Genomic DNA, 24,155 nt, shown 5'->3' on the forward strand with positions numbered 1-24,155 from the left:
TTGAATTTACTGACTTTTATAAGGTTTTTACATTGTAATGGAAAGGATGGTAAATATGCAGATTACATATTCCTGGGAGCCTTTTATTTCCTATGGACAAAAAAAAGAGATTAAAAAAAATACAACCCTATATAGCCAAGGAGAGATAGGAAATGGCTTTTATTATTTACATGAAGGAGAAATTCAAATTAAAATGCTTTCGGACAAAGGGGATGAAAGAATAATAGACTATATCTCACCAGGAGAACTACTAGGTGAACAAGGAGTTAAGGGTGAACCATACTTTACAACTGCAAAAACCACAAAACCTTCTACCATTTTCTTTTATTCTAAAGAAGATCTGCAAACGATATGCAAGAAACACTCCGCCGCATCAGATATCATTTTGAATTCATTAGTAAAAAAAGTACGTTTATTAGCTGAAACAGTTTCTATACAAGATAGCTCAATGGAGCATCAATTGGCTCACATCATTTATAAACTCTATAGAAAAAACCAAAATCCCTGCATAAGTATCGACCAAACCTCTCTTTCAAACTATATAGGTACATCAAGAGTTACAATATATAAAATCCTACAACAATGGAAAGAAAATGAAATCGTAAATATTACTGATCGGAAAATCAGGATTATTAACGTTAACAAATTCCAAGACCTTCTTTATTGAGAAGGTTAGATAATTATATCTTTTAATATTGCTTTCTTTTTTGCCGTCAACTCTTATCTCTCTGTCGCTAAGTAAGGTTTTACATTTACAAAAGAAATGAGGAGGCTCTCAATGAAAACAATGATTGAACACTCTAATACAAAAAAATGGGATCAATATTATGAATTCGGTCAACGTATATTTTTCAAAAGAAATTCGATAATTTACGAGCAGGGAACGATAGGCAACGGTTTTTACTATATTCACAAAGGATTGATAAAAATTGTAACTGCAAAGACAAAAGGAGGAGAAAAAATACTAAGCTTAGAACCATCTGGACAATTATTTGGAGAGCAAGCCATGGACCAGGAACCCTATTTTTCAACTGCTATAGCAGTAGATGATTGTGTCTTATATTATTTTTCAAAAGAGCAATTCAATGAAATCATTACTAGGGATACTGAAATGTTGAATCTCTTTATGGATTCTACAATAGGAAAAATTCGCATTCTGGCTGATGAAATATTAGCCAAAGGACTTACAGCCCAACAAAAAATTGCATTGACTTTAATTAAAATCTGCACGACATGTAATACTGACAAAATTTTTCTAACTCAACAAGAACTCGCTAACTATACAGGATTGACTCGAATATCTGTATACAAAGCTTTTAAACAATGGAAAGAAGCAGAAATTATAGATGTAGTAAATCGGATGGTTATCGTAAAACAACCAGATGCATTGAAAAAGCAAACTGTTAATTTGTAGAATATATTTATTGTGAACTAACCCAATAATTTACACAGAAGAAAGCTGTCTTTTAGTTTTATAAAAGACAGCTTTTTAAATTGCAATGGAGCATTTTTTTACCTTAGCTAATTTTTCATAAGTTCTGGCAGCCAGGTAGCTAATTCAGGGAATAAAAACACCAGGATGATAAGTACAATGTCTAATGCAATAAATGGAAAGGATGCACTGTAGATTTCCTTCATCTTCGTACCTCGAGGCGCTACCCCCTTCATTACGAATAGGCCTACACCAAATGGGGGTGAGATTGCACCAATTTCGATCGTAATCAACAGCATTGTTGCAAACCATAGAAGATTAATATCAAGAATCTGAGCTATAGGTATAAACATTGGCAAAATGATCATCATGATTGATAAAGATTCCATGAAAGTACCCATAATGATCACTAGCAACAGCATGGCAATCAGAATAATTATAGGTGAAAACTGTAAAATTTGAATTAATTCCACTAGATTTCGAGTAACCCCCGAAAAAGATAAAATATGGCTAAAAGCCGTGGATCCAGCGACAATTATTAATATCATCACCGAAACTTTCATTGTACTCGTAAAGGCTTTTTGAAGGCTTGCCCAGTTTAAACGCCCATATAACGCTGCGAGTACAACACTGCCGAATGCACCCATTGCAGCAGCTTCAGTTGGTGTCGCAATTCCAAGAAAAATTAGGCCAACTACTAGAAAAATGATAAATCCGAGTGGCAGAATATATATTATGCTAGTTCTAATTTTCTCCATTAGAGGTACAGATGACAAAGAATATTTTGGAGCAAGTTCTGGCTGCATTTTAGCCCGTAAAATGATATAAAGCGCGAAAAGGAAGGCCATTAAAATTCCTGGTAAAATAATCGCGATCATAAAGGCACCAATTGAAATCTTACCGATCGATGCCAGCAAAACTCCAAGTGCACTTGGAGGAATCATAACCGCAAGACCCCCGCTTCCAAGAATCGGCCCGATAGTCATCGGCTTTTTGTAACCCCTCTGCTCCATTTCCGGTATCAATGTTGACCCTAATACAGCTGTACTGGCCATTGTAGAGCCAGTAAGTGTCGAGAGTAGGGTTCCACTTCCAACTGCAAGCAAACTCAACCTTCCAGGTAATCTGCCAATCCATTTATCTACCGAATCAATCATTTTGGGGGCGATACCAGTATGAAACATAATTTCGCCCATTAAAATAAATAAAGGAATGGGAACTAGCGCAAATGTAGTTAATGAGTCTTCAATACTTTGTATTAATTGAATAAGCCCATTGCCGCCTCCCCATAGGAATATTGCTGCGACAATATTTACTGTAAAGAAGGAAAAAGCTACTGGTACACGAATTAACATTAAGGCAATTAAGCCACCAACAATAAGAAATAACACTTGCCACCAGTCCATAGTGCATCCCCCTTTTTTTACAAACTCGTCGTTATAGTGTCTATTTTATTTATAGATTTCTTCATTAAGATCGTCCGATAAAGCTTCCTAATAAACTCTAACATTAGAATAAAAGTTCCAAGCGGTATGATCGCCATTACGTAAACCTGAGGGATCTGAAGAGTTGTTAGACTGCGTACATCTCGATATAACACATCGAAAGTCGTTAATGTGCCATACCAAACTATAATGATACATATTAATATGCCGACGATAGCAATCAAAATATCTGATAAAAAACGTAATCGACTAGACATTAACTCTTCTAAAATATCAACAGTTATATGTCCATTTGAGCGGAGAAGCCACGCTCCACCAAGAAAAGGAATATACAGTAGGATATACTCACTTATCTCATTGACCCACAGAAAGGAATAATTAAATAAATAGCGAGAAATTACCTCCATAACAACCGTAATAGTAGAGATTGCTAATAGAATACCGCCTATATAGGCAAGTACATTTTCTGTAAAATCAAGCACTCTAGATAGTCTATGTAACAATTTACTCACTCCCCTTTTTACTAATAAACAGTTGTTAGGGATAACCTTAAATTACGGCTATCCCCTTAATTAAAGAAATGACTTTATGAAGTTCAAAGAACTACAGTTACTCTTTGTACAGAAGTTTTTTTAGTTCTTTAATTTGATCAGGAGTAGATTTTTCTAACGACTCCCACTTTACCTTCTTTACTAATGCCTGAAATTCCTTACTTTCCTCTTGGTTCAATTTAATAATTTTCACACCTGCGGCTTCTATTTCCTTTCTCTCTTTTTCATTCAATTCGTTAAAGTATGTGATCATTTCAGATTCAAAAGCAGCTGTTAGTTCAAGCATTTTCTGCTGGTTATCTGAAGAAAGTGACTTGAAGGCTTTAGGATTCATCAATATAGTTGCGTTTTGGTTAAGAAAAGGCTCATCGATAAAATATTTAGTTACCTCTGTCCAACCGTTTTCATTCGGTCCTAGCAACGGGAAACCAAATCCATCGACCATACCTCGTTCAAGAGAGGTATATACATCTGTTGGATTAATATCGATCGGAGTCATTCCTAACGCCTGCATAATATCATGGTATGTTGGATTAGAACGGAATTTAGTATCCTTCAAATCATCTAAGGACTTTATCTCCTTATTGCTCCAAAAATGAAAAGGTGAAGGACTCAACCATCTTCCCATATAAACTAACCCATTTTTATCAAACCTTTTTGACAAATACTCGAAATACCCATTTTCTCTTTCTTCTTCAGGTGTGTAAGGTGATAGATGCATCGATAGAGATTCTGGCATTAAATGGCCATAATAGGAGCTAACATTGAAACCTATATCTGCAATACCATTCCTTACAGCATCAAATTGATCTTTGGAAGGAATAGACTCTGGTCCTCCAGTCCATTCGATTTTAACTGCTCCATTTGTTTCTTTTTCTACTTTTTCTATCCACATTGGAACAATGTCCTTTGTTAGCGTATTATCAGTAGGTAAAAAGCTGATTAATTTAAACACCTGAGGATTCTTACTTCCATCACTCTTGGCTGCATCCACTTCTTGATCCTTACTGTTACATCCAGTAAAAACGAAAAGATAAACTATCAACAACAATAAAACCAAAGAGTTTTTTCTTTTCAACATAATTACCTCCTAAAAAAATGAAATTAATAAGCTGACCCTTTCTTTTGTATTTGATTTAGTTAATGTAAATAATACTGAATATTTAGATATTTTTATATTAATTAGTTAACATTATTTTCACTTAACTTATATCATTAATTAAACGAGAGTAACCTTCCCAATAGGATGAGGATATATATTTTAGTAACTAAAAGATTTCATCTAGCTCCCTGGTAACATTTACACTACCAATGTATCTGCCGCTGCAGATAATGATTCTGTAAACATCGCAGACTATGAAGGCAATAACCCTCAAAGATTCAAATTATTTAAACTGTTTAATTTGATGGATTTAACTAGAACATGAGGATTATTAGAAAACTTTGTGCTAAATTCGGACGTCAAGATTTACACTCTTAATATGAGTAGATAGAACCGTTCCATTTCTCTTTTATAGTTGCTGGGAACATGCTTATTCTAAAAAACTAAAAAACCACCTAATGCTCAAATGCAATTGGTGGTTCTTTATTATTTTGATTTTGCCTTTAGGAATTTTTCGCCTATTAAACATACACTTTATTAACACTTATCATCCTTCGTCACTCCTCCAAATCCCCAATATTTATGGGGAACTGTCTGGACAATCACACGGACCTGCTCAGGTTTCACTTCAAGCGTCCGAACCGCCGTTTCGGTTATTCCAGCAATCAATTCTTTTATTTTCTCATCACTTCGACCCTCAAGCACCTGTACCTGAATAATCGGCATAGCAACAACTCCCTTATCGACAAATTACGGGTGGTGACAGGCACCGCCCGAATTAGAATCCTAGCAATCGTGGAATAAACAGTGTTGTTTGTTCCCAATAGGTGACGATGAAGAGCATGGCGATCCCGATTAGAAGCATTGGTGTAACGGCTTTAATTAAACGTTCGAATTTTACTTCGGCTATGGAGGACACGATGAACAGTCCTGTCCCGACTGGCGGTGTCAACAGTCCGATTGTCAGGTTGATACAGATAATCACACCGAAATGGATTGGATCGATATTGAATCCTGTAACCAAAGGCATCAATACTGGAACAAGGATAATCAGAGCTGCGATTCCATCTAACAATGTCCCTATTAGTAACAAGAAGATGTTAACCAGCAACAGGAAAACAAATGGGTTATCCGAAATGGACAACATCGAGTTCGCAATCAATTGTGGGATTTGTTCAAAAGCAATCAGCCAGCCGAACAAATTGGCCATCGCAATTAAGAAAGTAACTGTAGCTGTACCAATTACAGTGTTAACCAAAATCTTCGACAAGCTCTTCCACTTTAATTCTTTGTAAAAAAACATCCCGACAATGAATGCAATCACACTAGCGACTGCAGCCGATTCTGTTGCCGTGAAAGCCCCACTTAAAATCCCGACAGTAATGACAAATGGAACTAAAATGGCTGGCAATACCTTCAGGAAAGAGTCGAAAATAGCGCTAAGGCTGGCTCTTTCACTGCGCGGAAAATTATGCTTATATCCTAAATAGGCGATTAAAGAGACAAAACCGACACCAAAAATCGTTCCCGGAATAATCCCGGCCATGAACAAACCGCCAATCGAAGTTCCAGACAAAGTTCCGTAAATGATGAAAATCATGCTCGGTGGAATGATTGGCGCCACGATAGAGCTCGCAAGTGTCAAAGCCGATGAAAATTCCCGGCTATAACCCTCCTTTTCCATCTCGGGTACCATAACTTTGCTCATCATAGCCGCCTGTGCATTCGCCGATCCAAGAATCGACGCAAGGAACATATTAGCGATAACTGTTACGTAAGCAAGTCCCCCGCGGACATGACCGACAAGCATTCTTGCAAAAACAACAAGCCTGTTCGTTATCCCGCCGCTATTCATCAACTCACCTGTCAGCATGAATAACGGAATCGCTAACAACCCGAAGTTCTCCATCCCTGAATACAGCCGCTGAGGAGTCGATTCGAGCAGCATGGTATTGCCAGTCACCAAAAAGTAAACGATTGTTGTCATTCCAAGCACAAGCGAGATAGGTATCCCCATTAACAGAAAGACTATGAATGCTAAAATAACCAGTGCCATCATTATTCTTCACTCTCCTTTGCAGCAGCATGGAGATTTGTAGCAATTTCACGATCAATATGCTGATTTTGCATGATATCAAACAAATTACTAATTAAATGAATCGTCGCGAACAGCAACCCAATCGGCAGGATTGCATAAGGAATCCACATTGGAAGCAAAATTGCACTCGACCTTTGAATAGCTACAGATGAGGAAGCAATCCACGTAAAACAATAGAATAATAGAATCGCCATGAATAAGAGCATAAAAATATGAGCAAGTACTGCCACCCATTTATTAATTTTTTCTGGCAGATAATCTGTAATCAGCGTTACAGATGCCTGAGTCTTATATTTCAAGCCGAGGCTGCCGCCGATGAACGTTATGTAAATCAACAAGAATATCGATACCTCTCCAGCCCAGAATAAAGGGTTATTGAATACATATCGAAAAACAACGGCAGCCGCTACAATCACAGCCATTGCAAACATGAGGATAATAGCCAGTTTCTTTTCGAAACTGGCTACCATATTGCTAACGTATTTCACGCATTTCCCTCCAATAGGTTATTTGCGGAATGTGTCGATGAATTCCTGGATCAGCGGATCTGTTGGTCCATACTTTTCATCGAACTGCTTGATATATGGTTCAAACAACTTCTGGTCGATTTCATAGATCTTCATCCCAGTATCGCTTAGCGTCTTTTTGAATTCTTCTTCCTGGGATGCACGTGTGTTAGCTGAATAATCTGCTGCAGTTTTGATCGCATCTTCAACGATTTTTTTATCGGCATCAGATAACTTCTCGTACTTATCTTTGTTCATAATCGCTACTGATGGCCATACCATATGGTTCGTTACCGCACCGTACTTGGCAACTTCGTGATACTTGTTCGTAATGGTGGCATCCAGGTCCATATCCATTCCATCGATTACCCCAGTTTGAACAGCGGCGTATACTTCCGGCAATGGCAAGGATTCTGGAGAAGCTCCCAGTGATTTATAAAAGTCCTGAAGCGGCGGGCTTGGCGTTACACGGAATGCTAATCCCTTCATATCCTCAGGCTTCTTTACTTCCTTATCCTTGAACAACATGACACGATTCCCGGCGAACAGGTAATCAAGTCCTTTAAGCCCCTGATCATCAAGGGTGCCCAAAATCTTTTTCGCAATTTCAGTATCGCGTGCTGCGTTCGTCTCTTTTAAATCTTCAAAAGCATATGGAGCAAACCAAGCAGTAAACGCAGGAGCACGTGAACTCATATAGGCAGCCGTAATCAATCCGAAATCTACTGAACCAGAAGAGATTTGCTGAACCATATCAGCTTCACTACCAAGCTGGCTCGCAGGGTAAATTTCCAGTGTCATCCTGCCATCCGAGTTCTTTTCCAGTTCTTCCTTGAATTTTTCAGCGGCTTTATGCCACATATGATCCGTTGGGGTTATGTGCGCAAGCTTAAATGAGTACTTCTCACCAGATCCTGCCGCAGGCTTTGCATCCGTATCATTGCCACATGCAGCGGCCGTCAACACGAGCATAAAAATTAATAGTGTCAGACTAAATTTTCTTAAACCAATCATTTCTCGCACCCCTTTTTTCTTTTTGTAAACGCTACCAAAATATTTTCCCAAGCTGTATCTAACTGTGATTATAATCACTTTTTACTAGTAAAAGTGTAAAGTGCTTAACATATAACGTAAATTTTATCTTTATATTTCGAATATTCAAAACTAAAAAAAGAAGGCACTTAGTCATAGAAACTAAGTGCTGGATTTGCATGTAAAAGAAACGCTGCCCAATTCAGCGAAATGCACTAGAACGTTGTCATTGGGTTCAAAAGCAATCGCCTCTGATACGGCTCCGCTCAGAATCACGTCTCCCTTTTGAATCCCTTTCCCAACTTCACCTAGCTTGTTGACTGCCCATGCGACTGATGTTGCCGGATGGCCCAGGACGGCTGCACTCGATCCAGTTTGGACAACCTGTCCGTTTTTCGACATCACCATACCCAGCTGGCCTAAGTCCAGATCCCGAGGTGACATCCACTTGCTTCCAATCAGGAATTTTGAAGATGAACAGTTATCCGCGATGACATCTGCCAGAGTGAATTTGAAGTTTAAATAACGGCTGTCGATAATCTCGATTGCCGGCGCAACGAATTTCGTCACTTCTAATACATCTTCCGCGGTTACGTTGGTTCCTTCCAAATCCTTATCGATGAAAAACGCAATTTCCGGTTCTGCTTTAGGATGTATGAACTGTGTAAAATCAAGGTGTTCCCACTCTAGCGCCAGCATATCATCAGTCAGGTAACCATAAATCGCTTCATGAACCCCCATCATCTGCTGCTTCGCTCTACTCGTCAATCCAAGCTTCAGGCCGATTTTACGAGACCCATCCTGCTCACGTCTCTGAATCAATTTGTCCTGAATCGAATACGCATCGGAGAAGCTCAGCTCTGGATAACGATCGGTCACCTTCACGACTTCGCGACGTTCTTTTTCAGCAGAATATAAGTATTCCACGATTTCGAGGTCGACCCCCTTCGTAATCGTCATATTTTACACCTCCAGCTTCCGGGCTTTGGCCAGTTCAGCAGCGACATCAAGGATCATATCTTCCTGGCCGCCAACTACCTTCCTCTTGCCCAACTCTATTAAAATATCTCTTGAATCGATGCCGAATCTCTGTCCGGCTCTCTCAGCATGCAGCAAGAAACTCGAATAAACACCAGCATAGCCTAAAACTAGACTACCTCTATTAATCTCCTGCGCTCTCGGAATCATCGGCCCAACCGTATTCTCAGCCAAATCCATCATTTTATAAATATCGATTCCAAGATTGACGCCCATCCGGTCCAAAACTGATAAAAGAACCTCTGTTTGCGCATTACCAGCACCTGCGCCAAGACAGCGGATGCTTCCATCTATCCTTGTTGCTCCTTCTTCAATTGCCGTCAGCGTATTTGCCACCGCTAATGAAAGATTATTATGTGCGTGGAATCCTACTTCAATAGATAACGAATTTCTTAAGGCAGCAATCTTTTCTTTTACTTCTTGCGGTAAAAGGGCCCCGGCCGAATCGGTTACATAGACAGCCTGTGCCCCGTAACTCTCCATCAGTTTCGCCTGTTCTACCAATTTTTCAGTTGGTGCCATATGGGCCATCATCAGGAAGCCAAGCGTTTCCATCCCTAGCTCACGAGCCATGCTGATATGCTGCGCTGAAACATCAGCCTCGGTCACATGAGTGGCAACCCGAACAAGACTTGCGCCTAATTCATGTGCCTGCTTCAGTTCATGGACCGTTCCGATTCCTGGTAAAAGCAACACTGCCACCTTTGAGTTTTGACACTCATCAACCGCTGCTTCAATCAATTTCATTTCATCAACGAGCGACTTTCCATACTGCAGCGTCGAACCGCCCAATCCGTCTCCATGACTTACTTCGATATAGTGCATTCCCGCTTCATCAAGTTCACGCGCCACGCGGCGGACCTGAGCTTCTGTATATTGATGCTGCATGACATGGCTGCCGTCACGCAGGCAAACTTCTGTAATTTTGATAGGCTTATCACTTTTGCGCTTCAAAAATTCCACCCAGCCTTTCACTTAGACACTCTGTTTTTCAAGCATATGGATCGCGAAGTCTTCAGCAACCCGTGTCGCTGCCGCTGTCATGATATCAAGGTTCCCAGCATAAATAGGGAAGTAGTCACCCGCACCCTCGACTTCAACAAAAACAGTCACTCTGTTTCCATCAAACAACGGCTCCTGCTTAAGTCTGTACCCTGGTACATATTCCTTCACCGTTTCGACCATCTGCTCAATCGATTTTGTGATCGCAGCTTCATCCATGTTTTTCACTTCACAATAAATCGTGTCCCGCATTAAAATCGGAGGTTCTGCCGGATTCAGGATGATCAGCGCCTTTCCTTTGTCGGCTCCACCTACTTCCTCAATTCCCCTCCGCGTCGTGATCGTGAATTCATCAATGTTCGCACGGGTTCCTGGACCGGCACTTTTCGAGGAGATTGTGGCAACGATTTCTGCATAACTTACATCAGCAACTGAATTGATCGCATGGACAATTGGAATCGTCGCCTGCCCTCCGCATGTAATCATGTTCACATTTTTTTCATTCAAATACGCATCTGTTTTAACTGCCGGAGAGACAAATGGTCCCCTTGCCGCCGGGGTCAGGTCGATGGCGAGCTTGCCCAATTCTGCGAGAACCTTCGCATGCCTGACATGCGTCTTTGCCGAGGTTGCATCGAACACGATATCGGCGATTTCAGGATTGTCTTTCAATGACTGAATTCCATTATGGAATGCCAGGTATCCTTTTTCCTTGGCCCGCTTCAGCCCATCGGATTCAGGATCGATTCCAATCATCGCTGTAAGTTCAATGACTTCGCTTCTTTCCAGCTTATACATAAGGTCGGTCCCAATATTGCCGGAACCGATGATTGCCGCCTTGATTTTCACCAACCTGTACACCTCCTACTCAAAAGTCACTGACACGGAGCCTACCGGACCAAACTGAGCGGAAACTCTGTCGCCTTCCTGCACAGGGATTGCTGCAGAAAGCGCTCCGGGTAAAATAAGCTCGCCTGCCTTTAACGTAATTTCAAACTCATGAAGCTTGTTCGCCAGCCAGGCAATGGCATGTGCCGGATGGCCAAGGGCTGCAGCACCAGATCCAGTCGCTATAATTTCATTGCTTTTGAAAAAAGTCATCCCAACACTTCGCAGATCGATACCGGTAATGTCTGTCATTTGGTCTCCTACTACTACCATCGCAGATGAGCCGTTATCAGCCACGGTGTCGACGAGTCCTATCTTCCAATCGGCAATCCGGCTGTCGATGATCTCCAAAGTTGGCACTACATATTTCGTTGCCATCAGTACATCAAGGAAAGTGACATTAGGTCCTTTAAGGTCTTCCCCAAGCACGAAACCAATTTCCGCTTCGATTTTCGGGCTGAGAAAGTTAGACATCTTCACTGTGCCGCCATTTGGCACTTTCATATCATCAAGCAAATGCCCATAATCCGGCTCATCGACACCTAGCATCTTCTGCATCGCCACACTAGTAAGGCCGACCTTTTTACCAATAACCGTCCGCCCTTGTTCTAGCTTTCTCTTTAAAACTTCAAGCTGAACATTGTAGGCATCCGTTACATTAAGGTTTTCGTATTGTGCAGTCAGCGGCGGTACCGCATTTTTACTTTTTTCCGCTTCGAGAAGCGTTTCAGCGATACTTTCAATGGTAGTATTCATGAAATCACCCTCCTTTTCTTTTAAAAATGGTTAATAAGATCTCGATAATACCAGTTGTTTTGCATTTAAAACCAGTTGAGCTGTTTGTAATACCAGTTGGAACAATTTTAATTCCAGTTGGACGGCCAATGTCCGGTTGGGACTAAAATAATCCCCGTTTCGCGAGATTTAAACCTCGTTGGAAGTAGTTTTAACCCCGTTGGGACTGGTATAATCCCCGTTGATACTCATATAGTCCCCGATGAACTTTATTTGGGTTCTTTAATTACATAGTTAACCAGCCTTTTAGCTGGCTTGAGCAGATATTTTTACGGTTGTGCTCCTTTTTTATACGGTAAGAGCAAATTATTATACGGTTGGACCGCTTTATTATACGGTTGGAGCAAATATATCTACGGTTATATTGCTTTTTTCTCCAGTTGGTGCAAATATATCTCCAGTTGGGCAGTTTTTTTCTCCAGTTGAAGCAAATATATCTCCGGTTGGGCAGTTTTTTCCTGTCAAGGCTAATATATTTCAGGTTGACCAAATTATAATTCAGGTTGGACGACTTTTATTCCCGGTTGGACGACTATATTTCCGATGGTTCAGCTTTATTTACGGTTGCAGCAAATATATTTACGGTTGAACAGCTTTTATCTACGGTTGCAGCAAAAATATTTACGGTTGGACAACTTTTATTTACGGTTGGGGTAAATATATTTACGGTTTTAAAAAACGAACTATATTTTTACAGCTTCATCGTAATCGTCTTGGCTTCGGTATAAAATTCGAAGCTGTGCCTGCCGCCTTCGCGTCCGATGCCGCTGGCTTTCGATCCGCCAAACGGTGTGCGCAGGTCGCGGTAATACCAGCAGTTGATCCACAACAAACCAGAATTCACTTTTGCGGCCACACGATGTGCTCGGCGCAGGTCATTCGTCCATACGACACCCGCCAGTCCATACATCGAATCGTTCGCGATGCGCACAGCATCTTCTTCTGTTTTGAATGGAATCACAACTAGCACTGGCCCGAAAATTTCTTCCTGGGCCACACGCATCTTGTTATCCACATCGTATAAAACAGTTGGTTCATAGAAGTTGCCCTCTCCAAGACTGGCAATTCGCTTCCCGCCTGTTGCGAGCTTGGCCCCTTCACCCAATCCGATCTGCACGTACTCATCGACGGTTTCCAGATGGCCCTTTGAAACAAGCGCACCCATATCTGTTTCCTGATCAAGTGGATTGCCGACTTTCAAAGCGCGAGCAGCTTCCACAAATTTTTCCATGAATCGATCGTAAATGGTCTCCTGCACTAGTAATCTAGAACCTGCAAGACAAATCTCACCCTGGTTCCTGAAAATAGCTTCAATTGATCCCGCAACTGCTTCATCGAGATCGGCATCCTCGAACACGATATTGGCAGATTTACCGCCAAGTTCCAGAGAAACGGGAATCAGCTGTGAAGCGGCGTTTTGCATCACCGTGCGGCCTGTCGTACTGTCGCCGACAAAGGAAATCCTTCGTACTGAAGGGTTACGTGTCATCTCTGTTCCTGCCGTGCCACCAGGACCCGTGATAATATTCAACACACCTGGCGGCAATCCCGCTTCATTAGCAATCTCACCAAGCATGACCGCACTCAATGGAGTATAGGAAGCTGGCTTCACAACAACCGTATTTCCGGCAGCCATTGCCGCTGAAGCCTTCCAAGTCATCTGCATGAACGGCAGGTTCCATGGAATGATCAAGCTGGTCACTCCAGCCGGTGCGTATTTGGAATAAGACATATATCTTGATTGATCATAATGCTCATGGTTAATGTAGTTCGCCATTTCAGCAAAAAAGCGCAGGTTCGCTGCAGCCCGCGGGATATCAAATCCGCGACTTTCCTTGATTGGCTTGCCGACATCAAGTGTCTCGACCAGTGCTAATTCATCGACTCTTTCCATGACCAGGTCAGACATCCTGACCAGAATTTTTGTTCTTTCGGCTACTGGCATCTCACTCCAGACACCACTTTCGAACGTCTTCTGAGCGACATCTATTGCCAATTTCGCATCCTCGACACCAGCCTTTGCAACAGATGCCAGCTTCTTATTCGTCGAAGGATCGATTGTTTCAAAAGTCTCACCGGACATTGCATCACGGTATTCACCGTTAATGAACAGCTTTGCGTCTTTTATTGCCTGTGGCTGAGCCAGATTCATCCTAATCCAACCTCCTCATCCTCAACTTCGACGACCATTTCGACCTCAACAGCATTATTCAAAGGCAGCTGCGCCATGCCGACAGCAGATCTCCCATGCTTCCCACGCTCACCGAACACCTGTACCAGCAAGTCTGAAGCACCATTCATAACCTTTGGCTGGTCGGTAAAATCAGGCGAACTATTCACGAAGCCAAGGACTTTTACCACCCGCTTAACCTTACTAAGTTCACCTAATTCCTGCTTCAGCACAGTCAGTAAATTCAGCATGCACTGCCTAGCCGCATCGTAGCCAACTTCAATCGTGACATCCTCGCCAAGCCGGCCGCGGTATTCATTCGTTCCCTGGCCGGATGTAAAAATCAGATTGCCAGTCCTTACGCAGCTTACATAATTCCCTGCGGATTGGCGGGGAGCTGGCAAGGTCAGGCCTAACTCTTTCAAACGTTCTTCAGGTGTAACTAAGGCCTTTTCCATAAAATCAACTCCCCACCTTAACAGGAATATTCAAGAACCTGAGCGCATTTTTACCGAGCATCGCTTCCGTCTGTTCCTTTGATAACCCGACAGTATCGTCAATGACCTTTCCAGGAGGAACCTCCCTCAGCAAAAAAGGATAATCAGATCCCATGATGATGCGCTCATGGCCAAAATTCTGGAGTAAATAGTTCAGGTTGACCGGTTCATTTACAAGCGAATCATAGTAAAATTGCTTGGCGTAATGACTTGGCGGCTTATCAAGCAAGCGCAAATGCGGCCACACCTTCCAGCCCTGATCAAGACGCGGCAGCAAGTAAGGCAGTGCACCCCCGCCATGAGCCAAACAGATTTTCAACCCAGGGAACTTTTCCATGATTCCGCCAAGAATCAAACTTGCTCCAGCCAAAGCTGTTTCGCTTGGCATCCCAACGGTGTACATCAAGTTATGGCGCGGCATCCGTTCCTTTCCAAGTGTCTCCCATGGATGGATGAACAAAGGAACTTCCCACTTCTCCGCCATTTCAAAGAATTCGATAAACTGAGGATCATCAAGATTGACCCCATTTACATTCGTGCCAATCTCAATCCCGCTCAATCCTAGCTCATGCTTGCAGCGGTCCATCTCGCGGATCGCAACCTCAACGTTTTGCAGCGGCACTGCGCCCAGCCCAATGAATTTAGTCGGATACTGGCTAACCAGGTCAGCAATAAAGTCATTCTGGACTCTTGCCAAAATTTCTGCTTGCTCAGCCGGAGCCCAGTAAGAGAACGTGACAGGAATCGGAGAAAGAACCTGAATGTCGACTCCCTCCCGCTCCATATCCTTGATTCGTTTTTCAGCATCCCAAACCTGGTCGGTCACTTCGCGGAACACCTTGCCGGCAATCATGATATTAGCGCCACAAGCACAGGTGCGCTCAAGTGTCGGCCACTTCTCACCGCCGAATCTCTGCGTCAGCTCACTGAAATTCTCCGGAATAATATGCGTATGGAAGTCTACTCGCATTTCCATTCACTCGCTTCTGGCGGCATCATATGCCCACAGTTATCACACTTGCGCAGCTCCTCATTTCCGTTAAAGCTGGCAATCGCTTCTTTTACCTGCTTTTCAATGTTTGTCAGCTGGATTGTAGCGCGGTGCATTTCATGGTCGCACTCATCGCAGAACCAGACAAAATCCTCTAGTTCACCTTGTGCACGGTTACGCTCGATTACCAGACCAATTGTGTCAGGAACACGGTGAGGAGAATGAGGCACATTCGCAGGCAGATGGAACATTTCACCTTCCTTCACTTCAACGACTTCACGCTTGCCTTCAGCATTGATGACTTCAACATAGCAGCTGCCCTGGATCTGGTAAAACACCTCTTCTGACGGATCAACATGGAAATCGCGTCTTTTGTTCGGCCCGCCCAGCAGCATTACCATCAACTCAGCATCCTTCCAGATGACTTTATTGTTAACCGGCGGCTTCAGCTGGTCTCTGTTTTCCTCAATAAACTTCATTAGATTAATCGGAACAAATTGGCTTTTCATATATTTCCTCGTCTCCCTTCGATTCTTGTAAAATTGTGTTCTTTAAAAATCAGTCAGTTACTTTTGCCGTGCTGCCCTTTAGGGACTTTTGCATATGAACGACTTCATCTGCCAGATATGAAATCCGCTTCAGCAAATCTTCATCGACGATTTCATTTTCACGGTTGAAATGATCAAAATTGGCGTACACATAGCTAGGTGCTACAAACGCCCTGAAATATCCTGCTATCGGTTTCAGCTGATTTTCAATCACAAGAAAATGCTGATATGTCCCGCCGTTCGCAACAAATCCCATCACTTTGTTCCTGAAAGCATCAGGATGGATCAAATCAAACAAGTTCTTCAGTGCCCCAGGAATCGATCCCTGAAAAATCGGTGTTCCGATTACGTAAAAGTCAGCAGAAGAGACCTTTTCAATCACAGTCCTCGTATCAGCTGAGTATTTCTCAGGCGGTCTTCCGTCACAAAACTCCAGATTGTAATCCATCATATCGAGCATCTCAACCTCAATATCTGGGTACTTCTTTTTCACATCATCAAGTACTTTACGGACTACAATGCCTGTTTTCGCACCGATGATCGTGCCTGAAAGTCCTAGCAATTTCATGCTGTCTCCCTCCTATTCTTGTAAAATAGAATCCTATTTTCCTGCTGGCCAGCCGAGCAGTGAATTCGAAAGGTGAATCTCACCATCAGAAATGAGCTGACGAATCCTGCTGGAAGAAATTACACTTCCTTCAGAACAGCAGACGGGCTTAGTCACACGCACCTTGAAATATTTTTCCAGAAGCATGATATCCCCCAAACGGTCCTTGCCAAAGCGGAAATCGCCGCCGACCATGATTTCAGCCGGATTAAGTTTCGCGAGGCAATCGATGAACTCGTAAGCACTTCGCCCGGCGTATATTTCATCAAACCTCGCAACTACGGCATGCCTGGCACCGAGCTTCTTGATTTTCGCCAGCTTCTCGTCAACTGTGGTCAGCATCCTGGCTCCTTGAAAAAACACCCGCGGTGGAGGATCAAATGTATACACCACACTCGGAATCTTCAATTTCCTGCCTCGTTGCACAGCCTGTCGGATTACTGTTTGATGCCCCCTATGGACTCCGTCAAAGGCTCCAATCGCAACGATTGAATGAGGCAGTTCCAATGAAGAATAAATATGTGTTTTCATCTGTCCTTCTCCTCCTGCAGGCTAGTTTGTAAGCGCTTCCTTATTATCCAGCTGTGCGCCCTTTAACGCCTCGTCAACCATTGTTAGCGATGTTTGGCGCTTATAGTTGTTATAGAAAATACCGCGTTTACGGATTGGATCTCCTGTGTAGTAGCGCTCATACTGCAATAGACGCTGTCCGAATGCCTCTCCGCACAGATCCCATGCTAGTTTGAAAATGCTGACGCGTTCCAAAGAAGTAACTCCTTCTCGGCCAACATAGTAGTTATCAATCGAACCTCTCAGTTCATCACTTTCAAAATCCGCTCCTGTTGGAGACATCAGCAAGCCCCCTGCGCCAACAATCTGGATGACCTCAATGGCCCGCGGATACATTTTCGGCAGCAACCCGCGAATCGTCTCCAGCGGTACATAAGCTGGCATTGCTTCCCCATGCTCGGTCATTGTGTGCTCATATTCAGCAACCTTTAACAATGCGCGGATAGATTCAAGGGATTGAGCGAGTTCGCCCAGCTGGTCCTGGACGTTCAAGTATCCATCGACACCGATTGTATCGGCAACCTTCATGGCTACCTGTGTCGCGAACTCCAATTTCACAAGACCACGGACACCGGACTGGTGAGCTGGCTGCTGTCCTGCGCCTGTCATTGGGTAAAGCTTATTGGCTGCCTCGACATTGTTATGAAGGAAAACGCGATCCCAAGGAACAACGACATCATCAAACACAAGCAATGCATCCATTTCTTCAAACCTTGAAGCAAGTGGGTGATCGAAGAAGGATCGCTGCCCATCCTGCATTGGCTCGCGGCAAATGATGCGCAGCCCTGGAGTGTCAATCGGAATCGCGAATGCCAGTGCATATTTTTCATCACCAGGCGCAAATCCAGGGAAAGAATAGATAATCACTTCATCTGTTACCGGTGCAAGTGTTGCCAGCATTTTCGCTCCCCTGACAACCAAGCCATCCGGAGTTTCGTTTACTGCACCAAGGTGTGTGTACGTATCCTTCTGTTCATGTGAATTCTTGCTGCGGTCATTTTGCGGGTTGATAATCGCGTGGGTTAAGAAGATGTCATTGTCACGGATGTATTTATAATAGTTGCGAACATTCTCTGCCCAGTTTTTATTGTATTTTTCAAAGAACCAGGAATTGTAGTACATGGATGTCACAACGACGTTCAAGAAATCTGGAGTCCTTCCCATGAGACCAAATGTTGCCTTCGCAAATGCTTCGAAAACATTGCGGCGCTTGACTAAATCTTCATAGCTTTTTGGTACGAGGAAAGCATTGTTCACTCGCTCCCCGGTTTCCTCACACACGTGAGTGATCTTTTCCTGAAATTCTGGACCATGCTGCATGTCATACAGCTTTGCAATTTCTAGGATCGGCTGCTTGAACACCGGCTCCTCAAATACATTCTCGATTCTTTTACCAGAGAGCCAAACCTCAGGCTTACGTGCTTTAACCGCTTCGATATATTGAGCTCCAGTCCTAATTCCCATATTCACCCTCCTAAAAAAATTAATTGAAAATTCATAATGAATTGTAATACTAATTTTTGAACGTAACTGTAGCCTATTTAACGTTTTTTAGAAAATAGTTTTCTTAAAAGTCTAAATTATCTAATAAATTATAGAAATTTTCCATAGTTTACCCTATGATAATGTTAGATATCATCTTCACTCATAGGGAGGTTTTGGTATGGTTACGGTGTATGAAGAAGTCTTTCATTGGGAGAATTATTTGAAATACGGCACTCGACAGTTTTTCAGAAAAAAGGAGTGCATTTATAAGCAAGGAGAATATGGAGAAGGTTTTTATTACCTTCATAAAGGACTTGTGCGGATCGTAACGGAATCAGCTGCTGGAAAAGAAAACATGCTGAATATCGTCATCCCGAACCAGCTGTTAGGTGTCCAGTCACTCGATCAGAAAACCCATTTCACAACCGCAATTGCAGTAAAAGACTCCGTCGTTTATCACTTCTCAGCAGATGAATTCCGACAACTGATGATCACCCACCCAGAGCTCTTTAAACTTTTTTCTAAAAGCGTCATCCACAAAATGAAAATACTTTTAGATCGCATTAATTTGAATGCGCTTACATCTGAACAAAAACTAGCCGTTTTACTCCACAACATTTGCGATGAATTCAAAAATTACGAAATTCCTATTTCCCAGCAAGACCTTGCCTGCTGCACCGGGCTCACAAGAATCACCGTCTACAAGGTGCTCAAACAATGGCAGGAAGCAGGGATCATTGAGATTGATAAAAGAAAATACTTCATCAAAAAACCAGATTTCCTCAGAAACCTGGTTAGTTAATCCATATGCGGATTGCTGGCAATCGCCCTTATTTTATCAAAATTCATAATAATAATTTCACGCTTATGAAGCTCTATGTACCCCTTTTGCTTCCATTTTTGAATAATCTTGTTCACGGTAATTCGGGACGTGCCAATGTACTTAGCAAAAGCCGTCTGGTTCATCGAGGCATTCCCGTTCTCCTGAACAAGCTTGAGCAGATAAAAAGCCATTTGCTGCTCTACCGGACTGTCCAGATGGGCAATAATTTCCGCAAGCGTCCTGAATTTATAAATCAATGAATCTGTATAAATTCCCGCCGCTTCCGGGTGTTTCCTGCAAATTGTCGCAATGACATCATCGGAAAAGTAGTAAACCAACGAGGGACAAGTCGTCGTTCCGCTGGTCAAATATGGCTCCCCATGGATACCATGTTCACCAAACAGCATCCCAGGCGGAACCATGTTGATGATCCGCTCATCCCCCTTGTCCGAAAGAAGCGTAACCTTGATTTCACCATTCTTCAAATAATAGATTCCTCTGCCGGCTTCCCCCTGATGATAGACAACCTTGTTCTTCTCAAACTCAAACAGCTGCCCATAAGACAAATACGGCTCCCATTGATAACGAAGAAAATGCATACCATCACCTTCCTCTACTTTATACTGGTGACTTTTCTAATAATTATGATAATTATAACACTTTGAAGTATCATAGCGGGAAAAAATAGAGAATGAGTTTACTAGGGAAGATAATATGGAAGGTGCTTGGAATAATATATTATTAGTTCATAAATCTTTAACATTATATTCCAAAAGATATGCAACTAAATAGTAAAATGTGAACAAGGAGGGGTTTTTTATGTTTGTCTCATCAATAATGGGGATGATGTCTTTTTTCGTAGTTTTAGCTGTGCCTGTTTCATTAATCATTTTGTTAATCTGGATTTATCGCATGTATAAAAATTCGGAGATTCAAGTGGAGCAGAACAAAAGAATAATCGAGTTACTGGAGCAATTCCATGGAGAGTCATCTAAGGGTAAATAAGATAAGTAACAAACTAGCCAAGCTTGCTGATAGGTGGTAAGCTTGGCAGCAAAAAGATGCTTAGATTACGATTCCAAAGTTCTTTTCATAATCTCAAGTTCTCTCTCATTTCGCACTGCCTTTTCCCAGATGAAATCCTGGTCTTTTTCCAATCTTTTGATTTGATGCAATACTACTTCGTGCCTTAATTCATTCTTTGTTTCCATTTTTTCTAATTTTGTTTCCATTTTTTCTAATTTTGTTTCCATTTTGTCCAATTTTGTTTCAATAGTGTCCATTCTCGTTTCAATTGCCTCAAACTTTTTTCCATGTTCCTTTTGGACGGTTTGCATTTCCTTCATATCCTTTTGCATTTCCTTCATGTCCTTTTGCATAGCATTCATACTGTTATGCAGATTGTCGACCATGGTAATCAGTTGCGACATCATTCCTTCTAATCGATCAAGTCTTTCTTCTGACATTTTTCTCACCTCACTTTTTCATATTATAAAATAAATCTGTCGATTAGGGTAGAAAAAGAAAAGCGCAAGCGACTTGCTTTTTGACTTCATCGGTCGGACCGAAACGTCTCGAGGGGCTAGGCGCTGGAGCTGGACAATTCTCAAAGTGAAATTTATACTTCTTATCTTAAAATAAACCGCCTTCCTTTTGGAAAGCGGCTTTAATAATTCTAATTAATCAACTGCAATAACATCTTCTTCCTGGCATAAAAGAAAGATCCCACCTGGATGACCAGGTAAATTCCAGCAATTTGCAGGAAATGCATTAATATATCTGGGTTTTTCATGATTCCCCCGACGTCTGTTGATAATATTACTAGGTACAAGAAAGCCAGTGTCGTTCCGAGGACAGTTGGGGCGAAGAAGATTGTCCCTAATTCTCTTGATACATTCTGCTTAATTTCCTTTGATGACATCCCAATTTTATTTAGTTTCCAATATTTCAATTTCTCAGTTTCGACTTCGGAAAAGAGATTAAGAAACAGCAGGAAAAAGGTACCGAAAAAGAACATGATGCTTAAAAATGTCGTGACATAGAACATCATTCCATTAGTGGTTTTGTTTTGATGATAGTCGCCTATTTTCGAGGCAACCCGAAACAATTCGGATTCCGCTGTATGCTCCAGATCAGGGTAATCCATTGGTGGAGTTGACTGATTGTTGAGCTTTAATTTTTCTTCTAATCCTTCAACAGCACTTTCACTCTCCTTCCAGTCACCCACATTTATTAAATTAAGATTCAGTTCGTACCCCTTCACTTCATTCCGCAGAAAATCAAATTCGTCCTGATTTACGACAATGAACTCATATGCATTTGGCAACAAATTGATCGTTCTTTCAATCACTTGATCTTTCAATGTATAAGTTATAGCTTCATTATTAATAGTTAACTTAATTGATTCAGCAATATCCGTATGAGCATATTCTGGTTCAGAGTTTAAATAAAATAGGTACTCATTTTTCCCCAGCTTAACCTGACTCGAAATCAGCTTATTTAAATCATCCACAGACATGATGTCATAAGTTTGATATCCATCGACATATTCTAGTTTTTCATAATAATTCAAGATCGGGATTTCAAGATGTTTCTTTTTACCGAATAACTCGTTTAGCTCGCCATCGGAAATCGTATTCTTCGTTTCTGACTGATAAAAAGCGACATCATATGGATTATTAGTTACAGCATTCTTTTCTGAAGCCTTGTAAAAGGTCAATAATAAGGTGCTATAAAAAATGGTGATCATAATCATTACTGTCACAAGCATGATGATCGATGTCAACTGCTTAAATTTATAATCGAGGCTGCTCAGGAAAAGCAATCTGCGATAGTAAAACCTGGGAAACTTTTTAACTAGCTTAATCAGGAAACTAGCAGACTGATTAAGTGAGATATACAGGCCCAATAACATCGCCAATGTCCACAGCGGCAGGTAAGCGCCATTTGAGCTTTCATATGTAAAATAAAGAATCAGCAGTGAGCCGGCCATCAGCAGCAGCCCGAAGCCGCCAATCAACGGACTTCTCATTTTGATTGTATCAGCGTATCTGTTGCTCTTCATGCTAGTAATCAGGCTGCTCCTCATTGTCTGGAACAGAGATTTCCCTACAGCCAGAATGAACACAACTAAGAAAGCTCCGATTGAGTAAAAAAACATTTTAGCGTTAAAATGGAAGGGAACTTCCCCCATTTCGATGAGACTCATCAAGAGCATGAAAAACAGTCTTGAAAAGATCGCTCCAGCCAGCAGTCCCGATAGAATGGACAAGATGGCTATCGCTGCATTTTCCAAGATAAGCAACATGCTTAAATCTCTTCTTGCCATGCCCAATGTCATGAAAAGCCCAAACTCACTTTTTCTCTTTTTCATGAAAACATTGTGGGCATAGCTGATAAAGAATATTGTAAAAATAATCAACGCAGCTCCTGGAATCGATAATGCGTCCTGCAGGCTTTCCAGCTTCTTCCCTTGTTCGACCCTCCTGTTAAAATAAACCGTCGAGAACATGAAGAAGAACATCACCGCAAAGCTGTTGCAAAGATAATAAAAGATATATTTCTTATAATTAACCTTCGCCATCTTCCAAACCACTTGATTAAATGTCATAGGTTCTTCCTCCTAAGACAGCAAGATTATCCATGATCCGATTCAGGAACTCCTTCCTGCTCCCTTTTTTCACGATGCTCGAATAAATCATTCCATCCTTGATAAAAACGACTTTATGACAATAGCTGGCAGCAAAAACGTCATGCGTCACTAGCAGAACTGTTGTAGAGAGTTCATCAACTATTTTTTCAAAGCATTCCATGATGACGGCCGAGGATTTGGAATCCAGATTCCCGGTTGGTTCATCCGCAAAAATCATCGCCGGGTCATTTACGAGCGCTCGGCTGACTGCGGTTCGCTGCTGCTGTCCACCGGATATATTATAGGGGTACTTGTCTAGAATAGAATCTATTTCAAACAGATTCGCAAGACCATGAACTTTCGTATCCATGTCAGCTGCTGTTTTCTTTTCAAGTACCATTGGAAGAATGATATTTTCTTTGACCGTCAAGCTGTCTAAGAGATTGAATTCCTGAAAAACAAAGCCGAGCTGTTTGCGACGGAACAGTGCAAGCTGATCGCCTGACATCTCGCTTATCTCTTCCCCAGAGATACTGACCTCGCCAGAAGTCGGCTGGTCAATACCGCTCAGGACATTGAGAAGTGTCGTCTTCCCGCTTCCCGACGGTCCCATTATCGCAACAAACTCTCCTTTATTAATAGAAAGGCTAACTCCATCAAGAGCCTTCGTCGCACCCTCCCCACTCGATCCACCATATACTTTCACGATATTTCGAGCATCCAAAATGACCATTTTAGTTCCTCCCTTAAAAAAATGTAGTTGTATAGTACGATCGGACATGTCCGCGGTGCTTCCCTCTTGTTTTGTTCGAAGAAGTACCGAGTTCGGACATTTCTGCAGCTCTACGCCTTTGTTTTGTCTGAAGTAGCCCCGGGTTCGGACATTTCCGTGGCTCTTCCCTCTGGTTTTGTCTGAAGTAACATCAGGTTCGCACATTTCCGCT

General features: G+C 42.0%; 26 protein-coding genes. 4 read left to right on the plus strand and 22 right to left on the minus strand.

Annotated elements, in window-relative coordinates; translation table 11 throughout:
- Positions 1-55: 55 nt before the first annotated feature.
- Together TY49_RS06485 and TY49_RS06490 are read left to right on the plus strand one after the other, a co-directional pair.
- Positions 56-667, plus strand: coding sequence for a Crp/Fnr family transcriptional regulator (locus TY49_RS06485; protein ID WP_052442110.1), 612 nt, complete (start codon positions 56-58; stop codon positions 665-667).
- A gap of 111 nt (positions 668-778) precedes the next feature.
- Positions 779-1,414, plus strand: a complete 636-nt coding sequence (locus tag TY49_RS06490) for a Crp/Fnr family transcriptional regulator (protein WP_052442111.1) — start codon at positions 779-781, stop codon at positions 1,412-1,414.
- 107 nt (positions 1,415-1,521) lie between these two features.
- Here the strand turns inward: TY49_RS06490 and TY49_RS06495 are convergent, their stop codons facing one another.
- From TY49_RS06495 to TY49_RS06580, 18 genes are all read right to left on the minus strand, one after another.
- A complete protein-coding gene (locus tag TY49_RS06495) occupies positions 1,522-2,838 on the minus strand; it encodes a TRAP transporter large permease (protein WP_041965090.1) in 1,317 nt (438 codons plus the stop codon).
- A gap of 17 nt (positions 2,839-2,855) precedes the next feature.
- Entirely contained in the window at positions 2,856-3,380 is a 525-nt protein-coding gene (locus TY49_RS06500) for a TRAP transporter small permease (protein ID WP_041965091.1), read from the minus strand.
- Positions 3,381-3,486: 106 nt separating this feature from the next.
- On the minus strand, positions 3,487-4,509 hold the full coding sequence (gene dctP / locus TY49_RS06505) for a TRAP transporter substrate-binding protein DctP (RefSeq protein ID WP_041965092.1): 1,023 nt from the start codon (positions 4,507-4,509) through the stop codon (positions 3,487-3,489).
- A 558-nt stretch (positions 4,510-5,067) separates the two neighbouring features.
- Complete coding sequence (locus TY49_RS06510) at positions 5,068-5,256, minus strand: tautomerase family protein (protein WP_041965093.1); 189 nt, start codon at positions 5,254-5,256, stop codon at positions 5,068-5,070.
- Between the two features lie 52 nt (positions 5,257-5,308).
- A complete protein-coding gene (locus TY49_RS06515; RefSeq protein WP_084135406.1) occupies positions 5,309-6,589 on the minus strand; it encodes a TRAP transporter large permease in 1,281 nt (426 codons plus the stop codon).
- Positions 6,589-7,116 carry a TRAP transporter small permease gene (locus tag TY49_RS06520; protein WP_156972618.1) on the minus strand — a complete coding sequence of 176 codons (528 nt, stop codon included), beginning with the start codon at positions 7,114-7,116 and terminating at the stop codon, positions 6,589-6,591. The genes TY49_RS06515 and TY49_RS06520 overlap by 1 nt, the downstream gene beginning before the upstream one ends.
- 18 nt (positions 7,117-7,134) lie before the next feature.
- On the minus strand, positions 7,135-8,148 hold the full coding sequence (locus TY49_RS06525; RefSeq protein ID WP_041965094.1) for a TRAP transporter substrate-binding protein: 1,014 nt from the start codon (positions 8,146-8,148) through the stop codon (positions 7,135-7,137).
- Between the two features lie 180 nt (positions 8,149-8,328).
- A complete protein-coding gene (locus TY49_RS06530) occupies positions 8,329-9,126 on the minus strand; it encodes a 2-keto-4-pentenoate hydratase (RefSeq protein WP_041965095.1) in 798 nt (265 codons plus the stop codon).
- A 3-nt stretch (positions 9,127-9,129) separates the two neighbouring features.
- Positions 9,130-10,158: a 4-hydroxy-2-oxovalerate aldolase gene (gene dmpG, locus TY49_RS06535; protein WP_041965122.1), complete on the minus strand. Its 1,029-nt coding sequence runs from the start codon at positions 10,156-10,158 to the stop codon at positions 9,130-9,132.
- 21 nt (positions 10,159-10,179) lie between these two features.
- Positions 10,180-11,058 (minus strand): acetaldehyde dehydrogenase (acetylating), encoded by an 879-nt coding sequence (locus tag TY49_RS06540; RefSeq protein WP_041965096.1) that lies wholly within the window; start codon positions 11,056-11,058, stop codon positions 10,180-10,182.
- Between the two features lie 12 nt (positions 11,059-11,070).
- Positions 11,071-11,850, minus strand: a complete 780-nt coding sequence (locus TY49_RS06545; protein WP_041965097.1) for a 2-keto-4-pentenoate hydratase — start codon at positions 11,848-11,850, stop codon at positions 11,071-11,073.
- A gap of 730 nt (positions 11,851-12,580) precedes the next feature.
- The gene (locus TY49_RS06550) at positions 12,581-14,041 is read right to left on the minus strand and encodes an aldehyde dehydrogenase (protein ID WP_041965098.1); all 1,461 of its coding nucleotides are present in this window, start codon (positions 14,039-14,041) and stop codon (positions 12,581-12,583) included.
- Positions 14,038-14,517 (minus strand): RidA family protein, encoded by a 480-nt coding sequence (locus TY49_RS06555; RefSeq protein WP_041965099.1) that lies wholly within the window; start codon positions 14,515-14,517, stop codon positions 14,038-14,040. The genes TY49_RS06550 and TY49_RS06555 overlap by 4 nt, the downstream gene beginning before the upstream one ends.
- A 4-nt stretch (positions 14,518-14,521) precedes the next feature.
- Complete coding sequence (locus TY49_RS06560; protein WP_198135594.1) at positions 14,522-15,532, minus strand: amidohydrolase family protein; 1,011 nt, start codon at positions 15,530-15,532, stop codon at positions 14,522-14,524.
- The gene (locus TY49_RS06565; protein WP_041965100.1) at positions 15,517-16,056 is read right to left on the minus strand and encodes a 3-hydroxyanthranilate 3,4-dioxygenase; all 540 of its coding nucleotides are present in this window, start codon (positions 16,054-16,056) and stop codon (positions 15,517-15,519) included. The genes TY49_RS06560 and TY49_RS06565 overlap by 16 nt, the downstream gene beginning before the upstream one ends.
- 49 nt (positions 16,057-16,105) lie before the next feature.
- Positions 16,106-16,663, minus strand: a complete 558-nt coding sequence (locus TY49_RS06570; RefSeq protein ID WP_041965101.1) for an NADPH-dependent FMN reductase — start codon at positions 16,661-16,663, stop codon at positions 16,106-16,108.
- Positions 16,664-16,696: 33 nt separating this feature from the next.
- Positions 16,697-17,233, minus strand: a complete 537-nt coding sequence (locus TY49_RS06575) for an FAD synthetase family protein (RefSeq protein WP_041965102.1) — start codon at positions 17,231-17,233, stop codon at positions 16,697-16,699.
- A 21-nt stretch (positions 17,234-17,254) separates the two neighbouring features.
- Complete coding sequence (locus TY49_RS06580) at positions 17,255-18,736, minus strand: 4-hydroxyphenylacetate 3-hydroxylase family protein (protein ID WP_041965103.1); 1,482 nt, start codon at positions 18,734-18,736, stop codon at positions 17,255-17,257.
- A gap of 199 nt (positions 18,737-18,935) precedes the next feature.
- Here TY49_RS06580 and TY49_RS06585 point away from each other — a divergent pair, with 199 nt between their 5' ends.
- Entirely contained in the window at positions 18,936-19,559 is a 624-nt protein-coding gene (locus tag TY49_RS06585; RefSeq protein ID WP_041965104.1) for a Crp/Fnr family transcriptional regulator, read from the plus strand.
- Here the strand turns inward: TY49_RS06585 and TY49_RS06590 are convergent.
- Positions 19,556-20,179, minus strand: a complete 624-nt coding sequence (locus TY49_RS06590) for a Crp/Fnr family transcriptional regulator (protein WP_041965105.1) — start codon at positions 20,177-20,179, stop codon at positions 19,556-19,558. The two genes, TY49_RS06585 and TY49_RS06590, sit on opposite strands and share 4 nt — an antisense overlap.
- Before the next feature lie 220 nt (positions 20,180-20,399).
- Here TY49_RS06590 and TY49_RS06595 point away from each other — a divergent pair, with 220 nt between their 5' ends.
- The gene (locus TY49_RS06595) at positions 20,400-20,585 is read left to right on the plus strand and encodes a hypothetical protein (RefSeq protein ID WP_041965106.1); all 186 of its coding nucleotides are present in this window, start codon (positions 20,400-20,402) and stop codon (positions 20,583-20,585) included.
- A 65-nt stretch (positions 20,586-20,650) separates the two neighbouring features.
- On the opposite strand, the gene TY49_RS06600 is transcribed toward TY49_RS06595, so the two are convergent.
- The 3 genes from TY49_RS06600 to TY49_RS06610 form a co-directional block, all read right to left on the minus strand.
- Positions 20,651-21,046, minus strand: coding sequence for a hypothetical protein (locus TY49_RS06600; protein WP_041965107.1), 396 nt, complete (start codon positions 21,044-21,046; stop codon positions 20,651-20,653).
- A 209-nt stretch (positions 21,047-21,255) separates the two neighbouring features.
- Positions 21,256-23,190, minus strand: a complete 1,935-nt coding sequence (locus tag TY49_RS06605; protein ID WP_041965108.1) for an FtsX-like permease family protein — start codon at positions 23,188-23,190, stop codon at positions 21,256-21,258.
- A complete protein-coding gene (locus TY49_RS06610) occupies positions 23,180-23,944 on the minus strand; it encodes an ABC transporter ATP-binding protein (RefSeq protein WP_041965109.1) in 765 nt (254 codons plus the stop codon). The genes TY49_RS06605 and TY49_RS06610 overlap by 11 nt, the downstream gene beginning before the upstream one ends.
- Positions 23,945-24,155: the final 211 nt, after the last annotated feature.

The organism is Mesobacillus selenatarsenatis SF-1 (assembly GCF_000813125.1).
Classification (GTDB): Bacteria; Bacillota; Bacilli; order Bacillales; family Cytobacillaceae; genus Mesobacillus; species Mesobacillus selenatarsenatis.